Genomic DNA, 15,065 nt, shown 5'->3' with positions numbered 1-15,065 from the left:
GGCCGTCGTGGTCGTCGGGCGGTCCGGCCGCCCGGGAAGGAACCGACATGACGACCCCCGAGATCGACTGGGACGCCCTGCGCGCCGCGGCCACCGAGGTCATGCACCGCGCGTACGTCCCGTACTCGAAGTTCCCCGTCGGCGTCGCCGCGCTGGTGGACGACGGCCGCGTGGTCGTCGGCTGCAACGTGGAGAACGCCTCCTACGGCCTGACCCTGTGCGCCGAGTGCGCGCTGGTGTCCGGCCTGCACGTGTCCGGCGGCGGGCGCCTCGTGGCGTTCGCCTGCGTGGACGCGCACGGCAACGCCCTGATGCCGTGCGGCCGCTGCCGTCAGCTCCTCTGGGAGCACGGCGGACCCGACCTGCTCGTCGACACGGTGAGCGGGATCAAGCCCATGACCGAGGTGCTGCCCGACGCGTTCGGGCCGAGCGACCTGGTCGAGAGGAAGTCTTCGTGAGCACCGAGCAGTTCGACGCCGTCGACGTCATCGTCGCCAAGCGCGACAAGAAGCGGCTGAGCGACGCCCAGATCGACTGGGTCATCGACGCCTACACCCGCGGGGTCGTCGCCGAGGAGCAGATGTCCGCCCTCAACATGGCGATCCTGCTCAACGGCATGGACCGCGCGGAGATCTCCCGCTGGACCGCCGCGATGATCGCGTCGGGCGAGCGGATGGACTTCTCCGGGCTGCGCCGGCCCACCGCCGACAAGCACTCCACCGGGGGCGTCGGCGACAAGATCACCCTGCCGCTCGCGCCGCTGGTCGCGGTGTTCGACGTCGCGGTGCCGCAGCTGTCCGGCCGCGGCCTCGGCCACACCGGCGGCACCCTGGACAAGCTGGAGTCGATCGCCGGCTGGCGCGCGGCGTTGTCGAACGAGGAGATGATGGCGCAGCTCGACGGCGTCGGGGCCGTCATCTGCCAGGCCGGCTCCGGCCTCGCGCCCGCCGACCGCAAGCTCTACGCGCTGCGCGACGTCACCGGCACGGTCGAGGCCATCCCGCTGATCGCGTCGTCCATCATGAGCAAGAAGATCGCCGAGGGCACCGGCGCGCTGGTGCTCGACGTCAAGGTCGGCTCCGGCGCCTTCATGAAGGACCTGGACCGCGCCCGCGAGCTCGCGCGCACGATGGTCGACCTCGGCACGGACGCGGGGGTCAACACCGTCGCGCTGCTCACCGACATGTCGACGCCGCTGGGCCTCACCGCGGGCAACGCGCTCGAGGTCCGCGAGTCCGTCGAGGTCCTCGCCGGCGGCGGCCCCGCGGACGTCGTCGAGCTCACCGTCGCCCTGGCCCGCGAGATGCTCGCCGGCGCCGGGAAGACGGACGTCGACGTCGAGGCGGCGCTCCGCGACGGGCGCGCGATGGACGCCTGGCGCCGGATGATCGCGGCCCAGGGCGGCGACCCCGACGCCACGCTGCCGGTCGCGCAGCACACCGAGCAGGTGCTCGCGCCCGCCGACGGCGTGCTCAGCCGGCTCGACGCGTACGCGGTGGGCATCGCGGCGTGGCGCCTCGGCGCCGGTCGCGCCCGCAAGGAGGACCCGGTGCAGGCCGGCGCCGGCGTCGAGCTGCACGCCAAGCCGGGCCAGACGGTCCGCAAGGGCGAGCCGCTGATGACGCTGCACACCGACACCCCGGAGCGCTTCGCCCGCGCGCTGGACGCCCTGGAGGGCGGCTACGAGGTCGGCGGCGCGTACGAGGCGACCCCGCTGCTGCTGGACCGCGTCGACGCGCACTGACCGCGCCCGCCCTAGCCCGCGGCGCCGCCCGACCCGGCGGCCCCGCGGGCTCGCGCGCGTCCCGCCATACTGACGAGCGGTCACGACTCGCGGGCTCCCACGGACCGCGACCAGCGTGTCGTGACCACTCGACCACCCGAGGAGCAGACGTGAGCAGCAGCACGACGTGGCGGACGGGGCAGCTGACGTCGCTGCTGCGGGTCGTGCGCGGGCGGACGGTGCCGGCGGCCCCGGCCCCGGCCCCGCGTGCGGCGGCGGGTGCGGGGGCCGGAGAGCTCGCCGATCCGGCGTCGCTGCCCGCCGCGCCCGTGCCTGCCGGGCTGGACGCGCTGGTCGACGGCCTCGACCCGGCCCGGCGCCGGCAGGTTGTCGCACCGCTCGACCTGCGGGCCGGTCGCACCGTCCGGTGGGGGACCGCCGCCGCGCGCCAGGTGGACGGGACCACGTGCGGCGCGGCCGTGCTCGGCGTGCTCGCCGCCGCCGGGGACCCGGTCCTCGCGGCGTGGCTGGTCACCGGGCGGCTGCCCGACGGGGTCGTCCCGCCGGAGCTCGACGGCCTGGTGCTGCCGGAGCCCGCGGACCCCACCGACCCCGACGCGCCGGTGTGGTTCCGGTCGCCCGACGACCGGGTGGTGCACGCCGCCGCCACCGGCACCGAGGCGTCCGCGACCCGGTGGGCGCTGCTCCAGGCGGCCCTGCACCGGCGGAGCACGACGCGCGCCGTCGCGGGCGTGCTGCCCTGGCCGCGGAGCCTCGGCACCCCGCCGTGGGGCGCGGCCCGGGTGGCCCGGTTCGGCCGGGTCCCGGGCCTCCGGTACCGCGCGGTGATGGTCGACGACACCCGGACCGACGAGGTCGCCGACCTGCTCGCGCGCGTGGACGCGGCCCTCGACCGCGGGGTGCCCGTCCCGCTGTACTCCGGCGGCGACCTCCGCGACGGCATCGCCGCCGCGCTGCCCCGGCACGTGGTGCTCGCGGTCGGCCGCACCGCCGACGACTACCGGGTCTACGAGCCCGGCGCGGGGGCCGTGCTGCCGCTGCCCCGCGCGGCGCTGCTCGCCCCGGACGGCCCCGTGCCGGCGCTCGGCGCGTGGACGCACCTCACCTGGGCCCTGCTGCCGGTACGCGCCTGCTGACGGGTCCGGGCCGGTGGCGCCCGGCGGCCTCCCGCGTGACGATGGAGGCGTCCTGCCCCGTCGACGTCGAGGAGCCGACATGAGCACGGTGCCCGGTGACCCCAGCTGGACCGACGCGGGCCTCGCGGAGCCCGCGCTGACCGACCTCCCCGAGGTCGAGCCCGACGACGACGCGGACGCCCGCGAGGGTGGTTACGCGCCCGACGAGCCGCGCCCCGACCTGGTGGGCGAGGCGGACCCCGGGGACGTGGCCGAGCAGTCCGCGCCGGTCCCGGACGACGAGCGCGACGACTACCCCTGAGCGGCGCCCGCGATGCGGGGATATCGGACCCCGGGAAGTAGCGTTGCCCCCATGACCGTGACCTTCGAGCAGATCGTCGCGCTGCCCAAGGTCCTGCTGCACGACCACCTCGACGGCGGCGTGCGCGCCGCGACCGTCGTCGACCTCGCCGCGCAGACCGGGCACGCCCTGCCCACCACCGACGTCGACGCCCTCGCGGCCTGGTTCCACGACCAGGCGCACAGCGGCTCCCTCGAGGCGTACATCGACACGTTCGTGCACACCGCCGGGGTCATGCAGACCGCCGACGCGCTGCGCCGGGTCGCCCGCGAGGCCGTCGAGGACCTGGCCGCCGACGGCGTCGTCTACGCCGAGGAGCGGTTCGCCCCCGAGCTGCACCAGTCCGGCGGGCTGTCCCTGCAGCAGGCCGTGGACGCCGTCCGCGAGGGCCTGGCCGAGGGCGAGGCCGCCGCCGCCGCGCAGGGCCGCACCATCCGCACCGGGCTGCTGCTGTGCGCCATGCGCCAGTCGGACCGCGCGGACGAGATCGCGGCGCTGGCCCTGGCCAACCGGGACCGCGGCGTCGTCGGCTTCGACATCGCCGGGCCCGAGGCCGGGTTCCCCGCCAGCGGCATGGGCGCGGCGTTCGCCCAGCTGCGCGGCGCCCGGTTCCCCGTGACCGTGCACGCGGGGGAGGCGGCGGGCGCCGAGTCCGTCGAGCAGGCCGTCGACGTCGGCGCGCTGCGGCTCGGGCACGGCATCCGGCTGACGGACGACATCCGCACCGGCGAGGACGGCGAGCCCCGTCTCGGCCGCCTCGCCCACTGGGTGCGGGACCGGCGGATCCCGCTCGAGGTCTGTCCCTCGTCGAACATCCAGACCGGCGGCGCGACGTCCGTCGCCGACCACCCCGTCACGACCCTGCTGCGGCTCGGGTTCGCGGTCACCGTGAACACCGACAACCGCCTGCAGTCCCGCACCAGCCTGAGCCGCGAGCTGCATCTGCTCGTCACCGAGGCCGGCTGGACCGCGGACGACCTCCGGACGGTCACCCTGACCGCCGCGAAGCACGCGTTCCTCCACGAGGACGCGCGCACCGACCTCGTCGACCGGGTCATCCTGCCCGGCCACGCCCCGCACGGAACAGGAAGGCACCGCGCATGACCGCCTCGTTGGACGCCGCAGGACTCGCGAAGTTCGTCGACCACACGCTGCTCAAGCCGGAGGCGACCGTCGCGGACGTCGAGGCGCTGATCGCGGAGGGCGTCGAGCTCGGCGTCTACTCCGTGTGCGTCTCGCCGTCGTTCCTGCCGCTGGACGCGAAGGGCCTCAAGGTCGCCACGGTCTGCGGGTTCCCGTCGGGCAAGCACCACAGCGACGTCAAGGCCGCCGAGGCCGCGCGCTCCGTCGCCGACGGCGCGGACGAGGTCGACATGGTCATCGACGTCGGCGCCGCGAAGGCGGGCCGGTTCGAGGCCGTGCAGGCGGACATCGCCGCCGTCCGGGCCGCGGCCCCCGCGCCGACCGTCCTCAAGGTCATCATCGAGTCCGCCGCGCTGACGGACCACGAGATCGTCGAGGTCTGCAAGGCAGCCGAGGCCGCGGGCGCCGACTTCGTCAAGACCTCCACGGGCTTCCACCCCGCCGGCGGGGCGTCCGTGCACGCCGTCGAGATCATGGCCGCGACCGTCGGCGGCCGCCTCGGCGTCAAGGCGTCCGGCGCGATCCGGTCGACGGCCGACGCGCTGGCGATGATCGAGGCCGGCGCGACGCGCCTGGGCCTGTCCGGCACCGCCGCCGTCCTGGGCGGCTTCGAGGCCGACGGCGGGTACTGAGCCGCCCGGCCCGTGCACGACGACGGCCCGCCTCCCGCTCGCTGCGGGGGGCGGGCCGTCGTCGTGCGGCGTGTGCGGGGCAGTCAGAGCCCCAGCGCCGCCGCGACGTCCGCGCGGACCTGGTTCAGCCGCGCGCGGGCCGCGCGGCGGGCCTCGCCGACCGACTCCGGCGACGCGTGCTCCTCGACCGGGATCACGACCTCGAGGTAGCACTTCACCTTCGGCTCGGTGCCGGAGGGGCGCACGATGACGCGGGTGTCGTCCTGGGTCAGCAGCCGGATGCCGTCGGTCGGCGGCAGTCCGTCGCGGTCCGCGTCGGAGCCGGCGGCGAGGTCGACGACCTGCATCACGGGCGACCCGGCCAGCAGCACCGGCGGGTGCTCGCGCAGGCGCTGCATCGTCTCGGGGATCTGCGACAGGTCCGTGAACCGGGCCGACAGCTGGTCGGTCAGGTGCAGGCCGTGCCGGCGGGCCAGGTCGTCGAGGACGTCCGTGGTGGTGCGGCCCTCGACCTTGAGCCGCGCGGCGAGCCCGGCGAGCGTGAGGGCGGCGGAGATGCCGTCCTTGTCGCGGACGAACGCGGGGTCGACGCAGTAGCCGAGCGCCTCCTCGTAGCCGAACACCAGGCCGTCGACGCGCGAGATCCACTTGAAACCGGTGAGGGTCTGCGCGTGCCGCAGGCCGGCGTGCGCAGCGATCCGGCCGAGCAGGCGGGACGACACGATCGAGTTCGCCAGCACGGGGGCGTCGTCCGCGCCCGGGGCGCCGGGGGTGCCGAACTTCTCCGCGACGACGCTGCCGAGCAGGGCGCCGGTCTCGTCGCCGTGCAGCATCCGCCAGCCGTCCGACGCCGCGGACTCCGTGCCGGTGTGGGTGCGGGCGCGCAGGTCGATGATCGCGGCGCCGCAGCGGTCCGCGTCGGGGTCGAGCGCGATGACCAGGTCGGCCCGGACCTGCGCGGCGAGCGCGACGGCGAGGTCGATCGCGCCGGGCTCCTCGGGGTTCGGGAACGCGACGGTCGGGAAGTCGGGGTCCGGCTCGGCCTGCTCGGCGACCACGTGCACGTCGGTGAAGCCGGCCTCCGCGAGGACGCGCTGCGCGGTCGCGCCGCCGACGCCGTGCATCGGGGTCAGGACGATCCGCAGGCCGGCGGCGGCGGCACGGGCCGCGTCCGAGGTGTCCGCGAGGGCGCCGACCTGGGCGACGTACGCGTCGACGATCTCGGGACCGGCCGTGGTCCAGCCGTCGGTGGCGCGCGGGACCGCGGCGACCGACGGCACGCGGGCGATCTCGGCGGCGATGGCGCCGTCCATCGGCGGGACGATCTGCGCGCCCTGGCCGGAGTCGGACACCACGCGGCCGCCGAGGTAGACCTTGTAGCCGTTGTCCTGCGGCGGGTTGTGGCTCGCGGTGACCATGACGCCTGCGTCGGCGTCGAGGTGCCGCACGGCGAACGCGAGGACCGGGGTCGGCAGGTACGGCGGCAGCACGACGACGTCGATGCCGACGGCGGTGAGCACCGCGGCGGTGTCCCGGGCGAAGTCGACCGAGCCGTGCCGGGCGTCGTGCCCGACGACCACGCGGGGCGCCGGCGTGACGCCCTCGAGCTCGCCCAGCAGGTAGGCGCCCAGACCGGACGCCGCGCGGATCACCACGGCGCGGTTCATCCGGTGCGGACCGCCGCCGACGGCGCCGCGCAGGCCCGCGGTGCCGAACTGCAGCAGCCCCTGGAACCGGTCGGCGAGCTCGTCGCGCGCGGCCTGCACCTCGGTGGCGACGTACTGGTCCGCGAGGCTGTCGCCCGGGTCGTCGGGGACCGGCTCGGCCTCGGCGCGCTGCAGGAGCGCGGTCAGCTCGGCCGCGGTGCGGGGGTCGGGGTCGTCGGCGATCCAGGTCCGGACCTGTGCGGCCAGCGCGGCCCAGGCGTCCTGCTCGGTGGACTGGCTCATCGGATCGGGTCTCCCTCCGGGGCGCGGCGGCCCCGACCTGTGGTGCGGCGTTCGGGTGGTGCGGCTGCCGCGGCCCCGCGGGTGGGCGGGGCCGCGGCGACGGTCAGATGCGGCCGACGATGTCCGCGAGCAGACGGCTGATCCGCGGGCCGGCGGCCTTGCCGGCCTCGATCACCTCGGCGTGGGACAGCGGCTCGTCGCCGACGCCGGCGGCGAGGTTCGTCACCAGGGAGATGCCGAGCACCTCCATGCCGACGTGGCGCGCGGCGATGGCCTCGATCGTGGTGGACATGCCGACCAGGTCGCCGCCGAGCACGCCGGCCATCTTCACCTCGGCCGGGGTCTCGTAGTGCGGGCCGCGGAACTGCACGTAGACGCCCTCGTCCAGGCTGGCGTCGACCTCGCGGGCCACGCCGCGCAGCCGCGCGGAGTACAGGTCGGTCAGGTCGACGAACGTGGCGCCCTCCAGCGGGGACACGGTCGTCAGGTTGATGTGGTCGTTGATGAGGACCGGCGTGCCCGGGCCCCACGACGGGTTCAGCCCGCCGCAGCCGTTCGTCAGCACGACCGTCGAGCAGCCCGCGGCGGCGGCGGTGCGGACGCCGTGCACGACCCGGCGGACGCCCTTGCCCTCGTACAGGTGGGTGCGCGAGCCGAGCACCAGCGCGTGCTTGTCGGTCGCGGCGATCCGCACCGAGCGGATCGTGCCGACGTGGCCGACGACCACGGGGGCCGCGAAGCCGGGGACGTCGGTCGCGGCGATCTCCGCGACGGTCTCGCCCAGCAGGTCGGCGGCGCCGCCCCAGCCGGAGCCGAGCACGAGCGCGACGTCGTGCTGCGCGACACCGGTGGCCTGCGCGAGGTACGCGGCGGCGTCGGCGGCGACGGCCAGCGGGTCGGTGGTGAGGTCGTCGAGGCGGGCGTCGTCGGCCATGCGGGTGCTCCTCCTGGGGGCGGCTGCTGCGGTGTCGAGCCTGCACCCGGGCGCACGAGGGCGTGTGCGGGCGCAGCAGTCGAGCCTACCGGCCCGCGCCCCGCGCCCACCTCCCCCGGAGGTCCCGCCCGCGCCCGCGCCGCCCCGCCCCGCCGCCCCCCGCGCCCCCGCGTCCGCCGAGATGGCAGTCCTCGCCTGTGGCGACCCGCGGCAGCAGACGCGCGGACTGCCATCTCGGCGAGCTGGGGACCGGGGACGCGCGGACGGGCGGCGCGGCGCGGCGTGGTGGGGGTGCGGTGGCGCGGGGAACGGGGAGGATGGGAGGCGTGACGCAGCCGACCCCCACGCCCGCGCCCGCCGACCCCGACGCCACCGCGGCCGAGACCGTCGCCTCCGGTGCCGAGGCCCCCGCCACCCCAGCCGCCGGGCCCGCCACCGGCCCCACGGCCCCCGCCGCCGCGCCCTCGACCCCCGTCGGCGGCCTGCCCGACCGGACCGCCCCGCGGGTGGTCGTCGTCGGCGGCGGTCCGGGTGGCTACGAGGCCGCGCTGGTGGCCCGCCGCCTCGGCGCGCAGGTCACGGTCGTCGAGCGGGCGGGCCTCGGCGGCGCCGCGGTGCTGACCGACGTGGTGCCGTCCAAGACGCTGATCGCGACCGCGGAGTGGATGACCATCGCCGAGCGCGCGCCGGACCTGGGCATCCGCCTGGACGTCCCGGCCGGCCCGACGGAGGAGGAGACCCCCGGCCCCGACGGCGACGGGGGGCGGCGCCGCCGGCACAGCATCGACATGGCGGTGGTGAACGCCCGGGTCCGGGACCTCGCGCTCGCGCAGTCGCAGGACATCCGCGGCCGCCTGGAGCGGGAGGGCGTGCGCACGGTCATCGGCCACGGCCGGCTGGACGGTCCGGAGCGGGTCGTGGTGACCGGTGACGACGGCACGGAGGCGCTGGAGGCCGACGTCGTCCTGCTCGCCACCGGCGCGACCCCGCGCACGCTGCCGGACGCCCCGCCGGACGGCGAGCGCATCCTCACCTGGACGCAGCTGTACCACCTGGACGAGCTCCCCGAGCGGCTGATCGTGGTCGGCTCGGGCGTGACGGGCGCGGAGTTCGCGGGCGCGTACGTGTCGCTGGGCTCGCAGGTGGTGCTGGTCTCGAGCCGGGACCGGGTGCTGCCGGGGGAGGACGCCGACGCCGCGACGATGCTGGAGGAGGTGTTCCGGTCCCGCGGGATGGAGGTCGTCGGGCGCTCGCGGGCGGTGGCGGCACGACGGACGCCGGACGGCGTGGTCGTCACCCTCGCGGACGGCCGGGAGATCGAGGGCTCGCACGTGCTGATGGCCGTCGGGTCGGTGCCGAGCACGGGCGACCTGGGGCTGGCCGAGTCCGGCGTGCGGACGACGCCGTCGGGGCACATCGAGGTCGACCGGGTGTCGCGGACGTCGGCCCGCGGGGTCTACGCCGCGGGGGACGTCACGGGCGTGCTGCCGCTGGCGTCGGTCGCGGCGATGCAGGGCCGGATCGCGATGTCGCACGCGCTGGGCGACGCGGTCGCACCGCTGAAGGTCAAGGGCGTCGCGGCGAACATCTTCACCGCCCCGGAGATCGCGACGGTCGGGCTGTCCGAGCAGGCGCTGATCGAGCGCAGCGCGCACTTCGTCACGCACACCCTGCCGCTGGCCCGGAACCCGCGGGCGAAGATGCTGGGCGTCCGCGACGGCTTCGTGAAGCTGTTCGCGCACTCGACGGCGGGGACGGTGCTCGGCGGGGTCGTGGTGGCACCGCGGGCGTCCGAGCTGATCTTCCCGATCACCCTGGCGGTGTCGCACAGCCTGACGGTCGACGACGTGGCGAGCGCGTTCACGGTCTACCCGTCGCTGTCGGGCAGCATCGCCGAGGTCGCCCGGGTGCTGCACCAGACCGAGTAGCCGGGCGGGCGGGTCGGGTCCCGGGGCGGGGGGTCAGTCCCCGAGGCGCACGGTGGTGACCACCGCGCGGTGGTCCGAGGACGTGTCGTCCAGCACCCGCGCCTCGCCGAACGTCACGCCGCGCCCGAGCACCCAGTCGATCCGGACGTCGGGCGCGTCGCTCGGGTGGGTGCGCACGTCCGGGTCGCCCGCGGTGTCGACGGCGCTGGACCACCCGGCGGCGTCGAGGGCGTCGAGCTCGGGGGAGCCGGGCTCGGCGTTGAGGTCCCCGGCGAGCACCGACGGGCCGTCGTCCGGCACGGCGGCGTCCAGCGCGGCGAGCTGGTCGAGGCGGGTCGGGGTGTTCGACTCCCGGTGCTGGAGGTGCACGGACGTGACCCGCACCGGGGTGCCGTCCGGGCCGACGGCGAGCGCGGTGAGCGCCGAGCGCTGCTGCGGTCCGGCGCCGTACGGCAGGTCGACGACCCGGACGTCGGTCAGCGGCTCGCGGGACAGCAGCGCGTTCCCGAACTGCCGGTCCGCGGCGGGCGCGAACGCCACGTGCATGCCGAGCCGGTCGCCGAGCCAGGTCGCCATGTCGGCCCCGCCGCCCAGCACCCAGCCGCGCGCGACCTCCTGGAGGGCGACGACGTCGGGCTGCTCGGCCTCGATGGTCCGGGCGATCTGCTCGAGGTCGACGGCGGTGTCCGCGGCGACGCCGTAGTGCAGGTTCCAGTCGAGGACGACGAACGTGCCGGCGTCCCGGTCCACCGCGGGCGCGGGGGTGAGCACGACGCCCTGCCACCAGCCGACCGCGAGCAGCGCGACGGACGGCAGCACCAGGAACCGGAGCGCGTTGGCGCGCAGGGGCGGGGCGGGCTCGTGCGCGGGCGGCGCGGCGGGGCTCCACCAGCGCAGGCCGCCGGCGGTGACCAGCGCGGCCGCGACCACGACGACCCAGGCGTTGTCGACCCCGAGGGGGACGTCGTAGTCGAGCAGGTAGACCAGCAGCACCCCGATGAGGCTCAGCCCCACGCCGGCGGTGGCGAGGGCGGTGCGCGGGACGCCGGGGGGTGCCGGGCGCCGGGTCTTCAGCGCGACGGCCAGCACGACCCCGGCGGCGGCCTCGGCGAGCACGAGCGCGACCAGCGCGACGACGCCGGAGGTGAGCATCGTGACCGCCACGGCGACGGGCAGCACCGCCGCCGAGGTCCAGCGCGCGGGGCGCCCGAGCGCCCCGGGGAGCAGCAGCAGCCACGCCGTGAGCGCCGACGCCAGGACCACGGCGGTGCCGGCGACGGGCAGCGGCAGCCCGGACTGGGAGGCGGCGAACGCGGGGTTGGCGAGCACCATGACGACCAGCGCGAGCGCCGGCCCGAGCACCCAGGTGCGGCGGGCGCGGCCCGTGGGCTCCTGACGGCGGGCGACCGCAGCCAGCGCGACCGCGACCCCGACGAGCGCCACGGCCACGGCGGTCCCGACCACGCCGCCGCGCCACAGCGGGTCCCAGGTGCCGAGGGCGAGCTGCAGCGCCGCGGACAGCCCGGTGCCGAGCGTCAGCCCGAGCGCGGCCTGCCGCCCGCCGGTGGCTCGGCCCGCGACCAGGGTGGTCGCCAGCACCAGCGCGGCGACCGCGAGCGAGGCGGTGACCAGCCCCGCGGCGAACCGGGCGCCGTCGTGCACGGCCTGCGTGACCAGGCGGGCGAGGCCCAGGGCGACGACGACCGCGAGCACGGTGCGGCCGGACGCGCTCCCGGGGACCCGCCGCCCGGTCGCGAGCAGGGCGACCGCGGTGACCAGCCCGGCGGCGGCGAACGTCACGAGCGCGGTCAGCGCGACGGTGACCGTGCCGACGGTGAACGCCCGGTCGAGCACCGGCCCGGCGGCGCGCACGGCGTCCACGGCGAGCACGGTGACCAGCGCGAGCAGCGAGACGCGGGTGGCGACGCCCGCGTCCGGGGGGAGGGGGCTCCCCGTGGGCGGCGTGGCGGGCGGCGCGGACGCGGGGACGCTCATCCGGTCAACCTACGACCCGGCGCACCGCGGGGGCGAACCCGCCCTCGGGCGGCTCAGCGCCCCGCGGGGTCCTCGACCTCCGGCGGGAGCCCGGCGCGCAGCACGGGCCAGGCCTCGGCGAACGCCGGCAGCAGCGGCAGGTCGGCGACGTCGTCGAGCGGTACCCAGTCGACCGCGAGGCTCTCGTCGTCGGTCGGTCGCGCGTCCACCGGCCCGTCGGCCACGGCGACCACCGTGGTGTACGACCAGTCGGTGTGGTCCAGCACGTGCTCGCCGACGACCCGCACGGACGCGGGCTCGATGCCGGCCTCCTCCGCGGACTCCCGGAGCGCGCCGTCGACCGCGGACTCCCCGGTGTGCCGCGCGCCGCCCGGCAGCGCCCAGGTGCCACCCTGGTCGCTCCACAGGGCGCGGTGCTGCAGGACGACGGCCGCGGGGGCGTCGCCCGTCGCGGGTCGGGCGAGCAGCAGCCCGGCGGCGCCGGCGGTGCCCCAGTGCCGACGGCCGCAGCGGCACTCGACCCAGCCGTCGCCGGGGTGCCGGGGGCGGTGCCGCAGGCGGTCCGCCGAGGCGCCCCCGACGGCGGGCTGGTCGGTCACCGGGTCAGTCGACGATCTCGCAGATGGCCGAGCCGGCCGCGACCATCCCGCCGACCCCGGCGGACAGGGACGCGACGGTCCCGGCGCGGTGCGCGACGAGCGGCTGCTCCATCTTCATCGCCTCGAGCACGACCACCAGGTCGCCCTCGGCCACCTGGTCGCCCTCGCCGACGGCGACCTTGACGATCGTGCCCTGCATCGGGGAGGTGAGCGTGGTCCCCGACGGGGCGACGGCGCCGCTGCGGCCGCCGTTGCGGCGGGGGGCCGGGCGTCGCGGGCCCGCCGAGCGCCCGCGTCCCGCGCGCAGGGCCAGCGCGGCCGGCAGCACGACCTCGAGCCGCTTGCCGCCGACCTCGACGACGACGCGCTCCAGCTCGGTCGGCTCGGGGTCGTCGTCGGAGGTCTGCGTGGTGACGGCGGGGGCGCCGGTCAGCGTGGGGAGCACGTCCGCGAACTCCGTCTCGATCCACCGGGTGTGCACGGTGAACGGCTGCTCGGGGTCGGCGGGCACGAACGCGGGCGCCTCGAGGACGGCCCGGTGGAACGGGACGACCGTCGGGATGCCGGCGATCTCGAGCTCGGCGAGCGCGCGGCGGGCGCGCTCGACGGCCTGGGTGCGCGTGGCGCCGGTGACGACCAGCTTCGCGATCATCGAGTCGAACGCGCCGGAGACGGTGTCGCCCTCCACGACGCCCGAGTCGACGCGCACACCCGGGCCCGCCGGGAAGCGCAGGGTCGAGATGCGGCCGGGCGCGGGCAGGAACCCGGCGGCCGGGTCCTCGCCGTTGAGGCGGAACTCCAGGGAGTGGCCGCGGGTCTCGACGTGGTCGTAGCCCAGCGGCTCGCCGTCGGCGATGCGCAGCTGCTCCCGGACCAGGTCGATGCCGCTGATCTCCTCGGAGACCGGGTGCTCGACCTGCAGGCGGGTGTTCACCTCGAGGAACGAGATGGTGCCGTCCGCCGCGACCAGGAACTCGCAGGTCCCGGCGCCGACGTAGCCGGCCTCCTTCAGGATCGCGATCGACGCGTCGACCAGCTGCGCGCGCTGCGCGTCGGAGAGGAACGGCGCGGGGGCCTCCTCGACGAGCTTCTGGTGCCGGCGCTGCAGCGAGCAGTCGCGGGTGGAGACGACGACGACGGTGCCGTGCTCGTCGGCGAGGCACTGGGTCTCGACGTGCCGCGGGCGGTCGAGGTAGCGCTCGACGAAGCACTCGCCGCGCCCGAACGCCGCCGTGGCCTCGCGGACCGCGGAGTCGTACAGCTCGTCGATCTCCTCCGACGTGCGCGCGACCTTGAGGCCGCGGCCGCCGCCGCCGAAGGCCGCCTTGATGGCGACGGGGAGCCCGTGCTCGGCGACGAACGCGTGCACCTCCTCGGGGCCGGCGACCGGGTCGGGGGTGCCGGCGACGAGCGGCGCGCCGGCGCGCTGGGCGATGTGCCGGGCGCTGACCTTGTCGCCCAGCCCGCGGATCGCGGACGGCGGCGGGCCGACCCACACCAGGCCGGCGTCCAGCACGGCCTGCGCGAACTCGGCGTTCTCGGACAGGAACCCGTAGCCGGGGTGCACGGCGTCGGCGCCGGACCGGCGGGCGACGTCCAGCAGCTTCGCGATGTCGAGGTACGTCTCGGCGGCGCGGGCGCCGTCCAGGGCGTACGCCTCGTCCGCGACGCGCACGTGCAGCGCCTCGCGGTCGGGGTCGGCGTAGACGGCGACGGAGCCGAGACCGGCGTCCCGGCAGGCTCGGGCGATGCGGACGGCGATCTCGCCGCGGTTGGCGACGAGGACCTTCGAGATGCGGGGCACGGCTCACGGTAACGCGAGGGTCCCCCGCGGGACACGCTCGCGGGGGTGTGCGCCGCGAAGACTGCGGAACCGGCTCAACCAGCGCGTGGTGCGTTGGAGGTTTCGTCAACCCATACCGGCACGAGGTCCCGCAAGGCGGGCGCGCCCTTGTCCGGAGCGGACAACCCCCGCGGCGCCGCGGTCAGGACGGCAGCAGGGTCCACAGCGCCGTGACCGTCACGTCGCGCCGGGCCAGGAGGTCGCGCAGCAGCGGCAGGCTGAGGCCGACGACGCCGTGGTGGTCGCCCTCGACGCCGCGGACGAACGACCCGCCGAGCCCGTCGATCGTGAACGCCCCCGCGACCCACAGCGGCTCTCCGGTCGCGACGTAGGCGTCGATCTCGGCGTCGGTGACGTCCGCGAAGTGCACGACGGTCGTGGACGTCGCACCGACCTCGACGGGCTCGCCGCCGACGTCCCGGCCGTCGTCGCGCGCGTCCACCAGCCAGTGCCCGGTGTGCAGTCGGCCCGACCGCCCGCGCATCGCGCGCCACCGGTCGGCGGCCTCGGCGGCGTCGGCGGGCTTGCCCAGCACCTCGCCGTCCAGCTCGAGCATCGAGTCGCAGCCGAGCACGAGGGTGCCCGGGTGGCCGGGCGCGACGTCCCGGGCCTTGGCCTGGGCCAGCAGCAGCACGGCCTGCGCGGGCGGCACGGCGCCGGCCGCGCGCAGCACCGCGGGCTCGTCGACGGCGGACACCGCGACGCGGGGCTCGATGCCCGCGGACCGCAGCGTGGCGAGCCGGGCGGGGGAGGCGGAGGCGAGGACGAGGGTGGTCACGCCGCGAGCCTAGGCGGGCCGAGCGGCGCAGGGGTCGGCGGACC

General features: G+C 76.8%; 13 protein-coding genes. 7 read left to right on the top strand and 6 right to left on the bottom strand.

The features are described from left to right. The first annotated feature begins 47 nt into the window (after positions 1–47). The 6 genes from ACFVXN_RS09460 (at position 48) to deoC (ending at position 4,995) form a co-directional block, all read left to right on the top strand. Positions 48–458 (top strand): cytidine deaminase, encoded by a 411-nt coding sequence (locus tag ACFVXN_RS09460; protein WP_389230868.1) that lies wholly within the window; start codon positions 48–50, stop codon positions 456–458. Next, on the top strand, positions 455–1,744 hold the full coding sequence (locus tag ACFVXN_RS09455; protein WP_389230865.1) for a thymidine phosphorylase: 1,290 nt from the start codon (positions 455–457) through the stop codon (positions 1,742–1,744). Before ACFVXN_RS09460 ends, ACFVXN_RS09455 begins: the two co-directional genes overlap by 4 nt. 149 nt (positions 1,745–1,893) lie before the next feature. Beyond that, positions 1,894–2,880, top strand: a complete 987-nt coding sequence (locus ACFVXN_RS09450) for a hypothetical protein (RefSeq protein WP_389230862.1) — start codon at positions 1,894–1,896, stop codon at positions 2,878–2,880. Between the two features lie 79 nt (positions 2,881–2,959). Continuing rightward, entirely contained in the window at positions 2,960–3,181 is a 222-nt protein-coding gene (locus tag ACFVXN_RS09445) for a hypothetical protein (RefSeq protein WP_389230859.1), read from the top strand. Positions 3,182–3,232: 51 nt separating this feature from the next. Continuing rightward, entirely contained in the window at positions 3,233–4,324 is a 1,092-nt protein-coding gene (locus ACFVXN_RS09440; protein ID WP_389230856.1) for an adenosine deaminase, read from the top strand. Then, on the top strand, positions 4,321–4,995 hold the full coding sequence (deoC, locus tag ACFVXN_RS09435) for a deoxyribose-phosphate aldolase (protein WP_389230853.1): 675 nt from the start codon (positions 4,321–4,323) through the stop codon (positions 4,993–4,995). The genes ACFVXN_RS09440 and deoC overlap by 4 nt, the downstream gene beginning before the upstream one ends. A gap of 83 nt (positions 4,996–5,078) precedes the next feature. On the opposite strand, the gene ACFVXN_RS09430 is transcribed toward deoC, so the two are convergent. Both ACFVXN_RS09430 and ACFVXN_RS09425 read right to left on the bottom strand, forming a co-directional pair. Beyond that, positions 5,079–6,944: a phospho-sugar mutase gene (locus ACFVXN_RS09430; RefSeq protein WP_389230850.1), complete on the bottom strand. Its 1,866-nt coding sequence runs from the start codon at positions 6,942–6,944 to the stop codon at positions 5,079–5,081. 103 nt (positions 6,945–7,047) lie between these two features. After that, entirely contained in the window at positions 7,048–7,878 is an 831-nt protein-coding gene (locus ACFVXN_RS09425) for a purine-nucleoside phosphorylase (RefSeq protein WP_389230847.1), read from the bottom strand. A gap of 506 nt (positions 7,879–8,384) precedes the next feature. Here ACFVXN_RS09425 and ACFVXN_RS09420 point away from each other — a divergent pair. After that, entirely contained in the window at positions 8,385–9,806 is a 1,422-nt protein-coding gene (locus tag ACFVXN_RS09420) for an NAD(P)H-quinone dehydrogenase (protein ID WP_389232559.1), read from the top strand. 33 nt (positions 9,807–9,839) lie between these two features. Here ACFVXN_RS09420 and ACFVXN_RS09415 read toward each other — a convergent pair whose 3' ends face one another. The 4 genes from ACFVXN_RS09415 to ACFVXN_RS09400 form a co-directional block, all read right to left on the bottom strand. Continuing rightward, positions 9,840–11,801: an endonuclease/exonuclease/phosphatase family protein gene (locus ACFVXN_RS09415; protein ID WP_389230844.1), complete on the bottom strand. Its 1,962-nt coding sequence runs from the start codon at positions 11,799–11,801 to the stop codon at positions 9,840–9,842. A 53-nt stretch (positions 11,802–11,854) separates the two neighbouring features. Next, on the bottom strand, positions 11,855–12,400 hold the full coding sequence (locus tag ACFVXN_RS09410; protein ID WP_389230841.1) for an NUDIX domain-containing protein: 546 nt from the start codon (positions 12,398–12,400) through the stop codon (positions 11,855–11,857). Positions 12,401–12,404: 4 nt separating this feature from the next. Then, positions 12,405–14,204, bottom strand: coding sequence for an acetyl/propionyl/methylcrotonyl-CoA carboxylase subunit alpha (locus tag ACFVXN_RS09405; RefSeq protein ID WP_389230838.1), 1,800 nt, complete (start codon positions 14,202–14,204; stop codon positions 12,405–12,407). Between the two features lie 181 nt (positions 14,205–14,385). After that, the gene (locus ACFVXN_RS09400; protein ID WP_389230835.1) at positions 14,386–15,021 is read right to left on the bottom strand and encodes a Maf family protein; all 636 of its coding nucleotides are present in this window, start codon (positions 15,019–15,021) and stop codon (positions 14,386–14,388) included. Positions 15,022–15,065 lie beyond the last annotated feature (44 nt).

This window comes from Cellulomonas sp. NPDC058312, assembly GCF_042880135.1.
In the GTDB taxonomy this organism is placed as follows: Bacteria; Actinomycetota; Actinomycetes; order Actinomycetales; family Cellulomonadaceae; genus Cellulomonas.
The sequence above is the reverse complement of the archived record's forward strand: the minus strand, read 5'-3'. Positions and strand labels throughout refer to the sequence as shown.

Excerpts from the sequence above, each read along its gene's own strand:
- ACFVXN_RS09460 (WP_389230868.1), top strand. The coding sequence starts at position 48 with ATGACGACCCCCGAGATCGACTGGGACGCCCTGCGCGCCGCGGCCACC.
- ACFVXN_RS09445 (WP_389230859.1), top strand. The coding sequence starts at position 2,960 with ATGAGCACGGTGCCCGGTGACCCCAGCTGGACCGACGCGGGCCTCGCG.
- ACFVXN_RS09440 (WP_389230856.1), top strand. The coding sequence starts at position 3,233 with ATGACCGTGACCTTCGAGCAGATCGTCGCGCTGCCCAAGGTCCTGCTG.
- deoC (WP_389230853.1), top strand. The coding sequence starts at position 4,321 with ATGACCGCCTCGTTGGACGCCGCAGGACTCGCGAAGTTCGTCGACCAC.
- ACFVXN_RS09430 (WP_389230850.1), bottom strand. The coding sequence starts at position 6,944 with ATGAGCCAGTCCACCGAGCAGGACGCCTGGGCCGCGCTGGCCGCACAG.
- ACFVXN_RS09425 (WP_389230847.1), bottom strand. The coding sequence starts at position 7,878 with ATGGCCGACGACGCCCGCCTCGACGACCTCACCACCGACCCGCTGGCC.
- ACFVXN_RS09415 (WP_389230844.1), bottom strand. The coding sequence starts at position 11,801 with ATGAGCGTCCCCGCGTCCGCGCCGCCCGCCACGCCGCCCACGGGGAGC.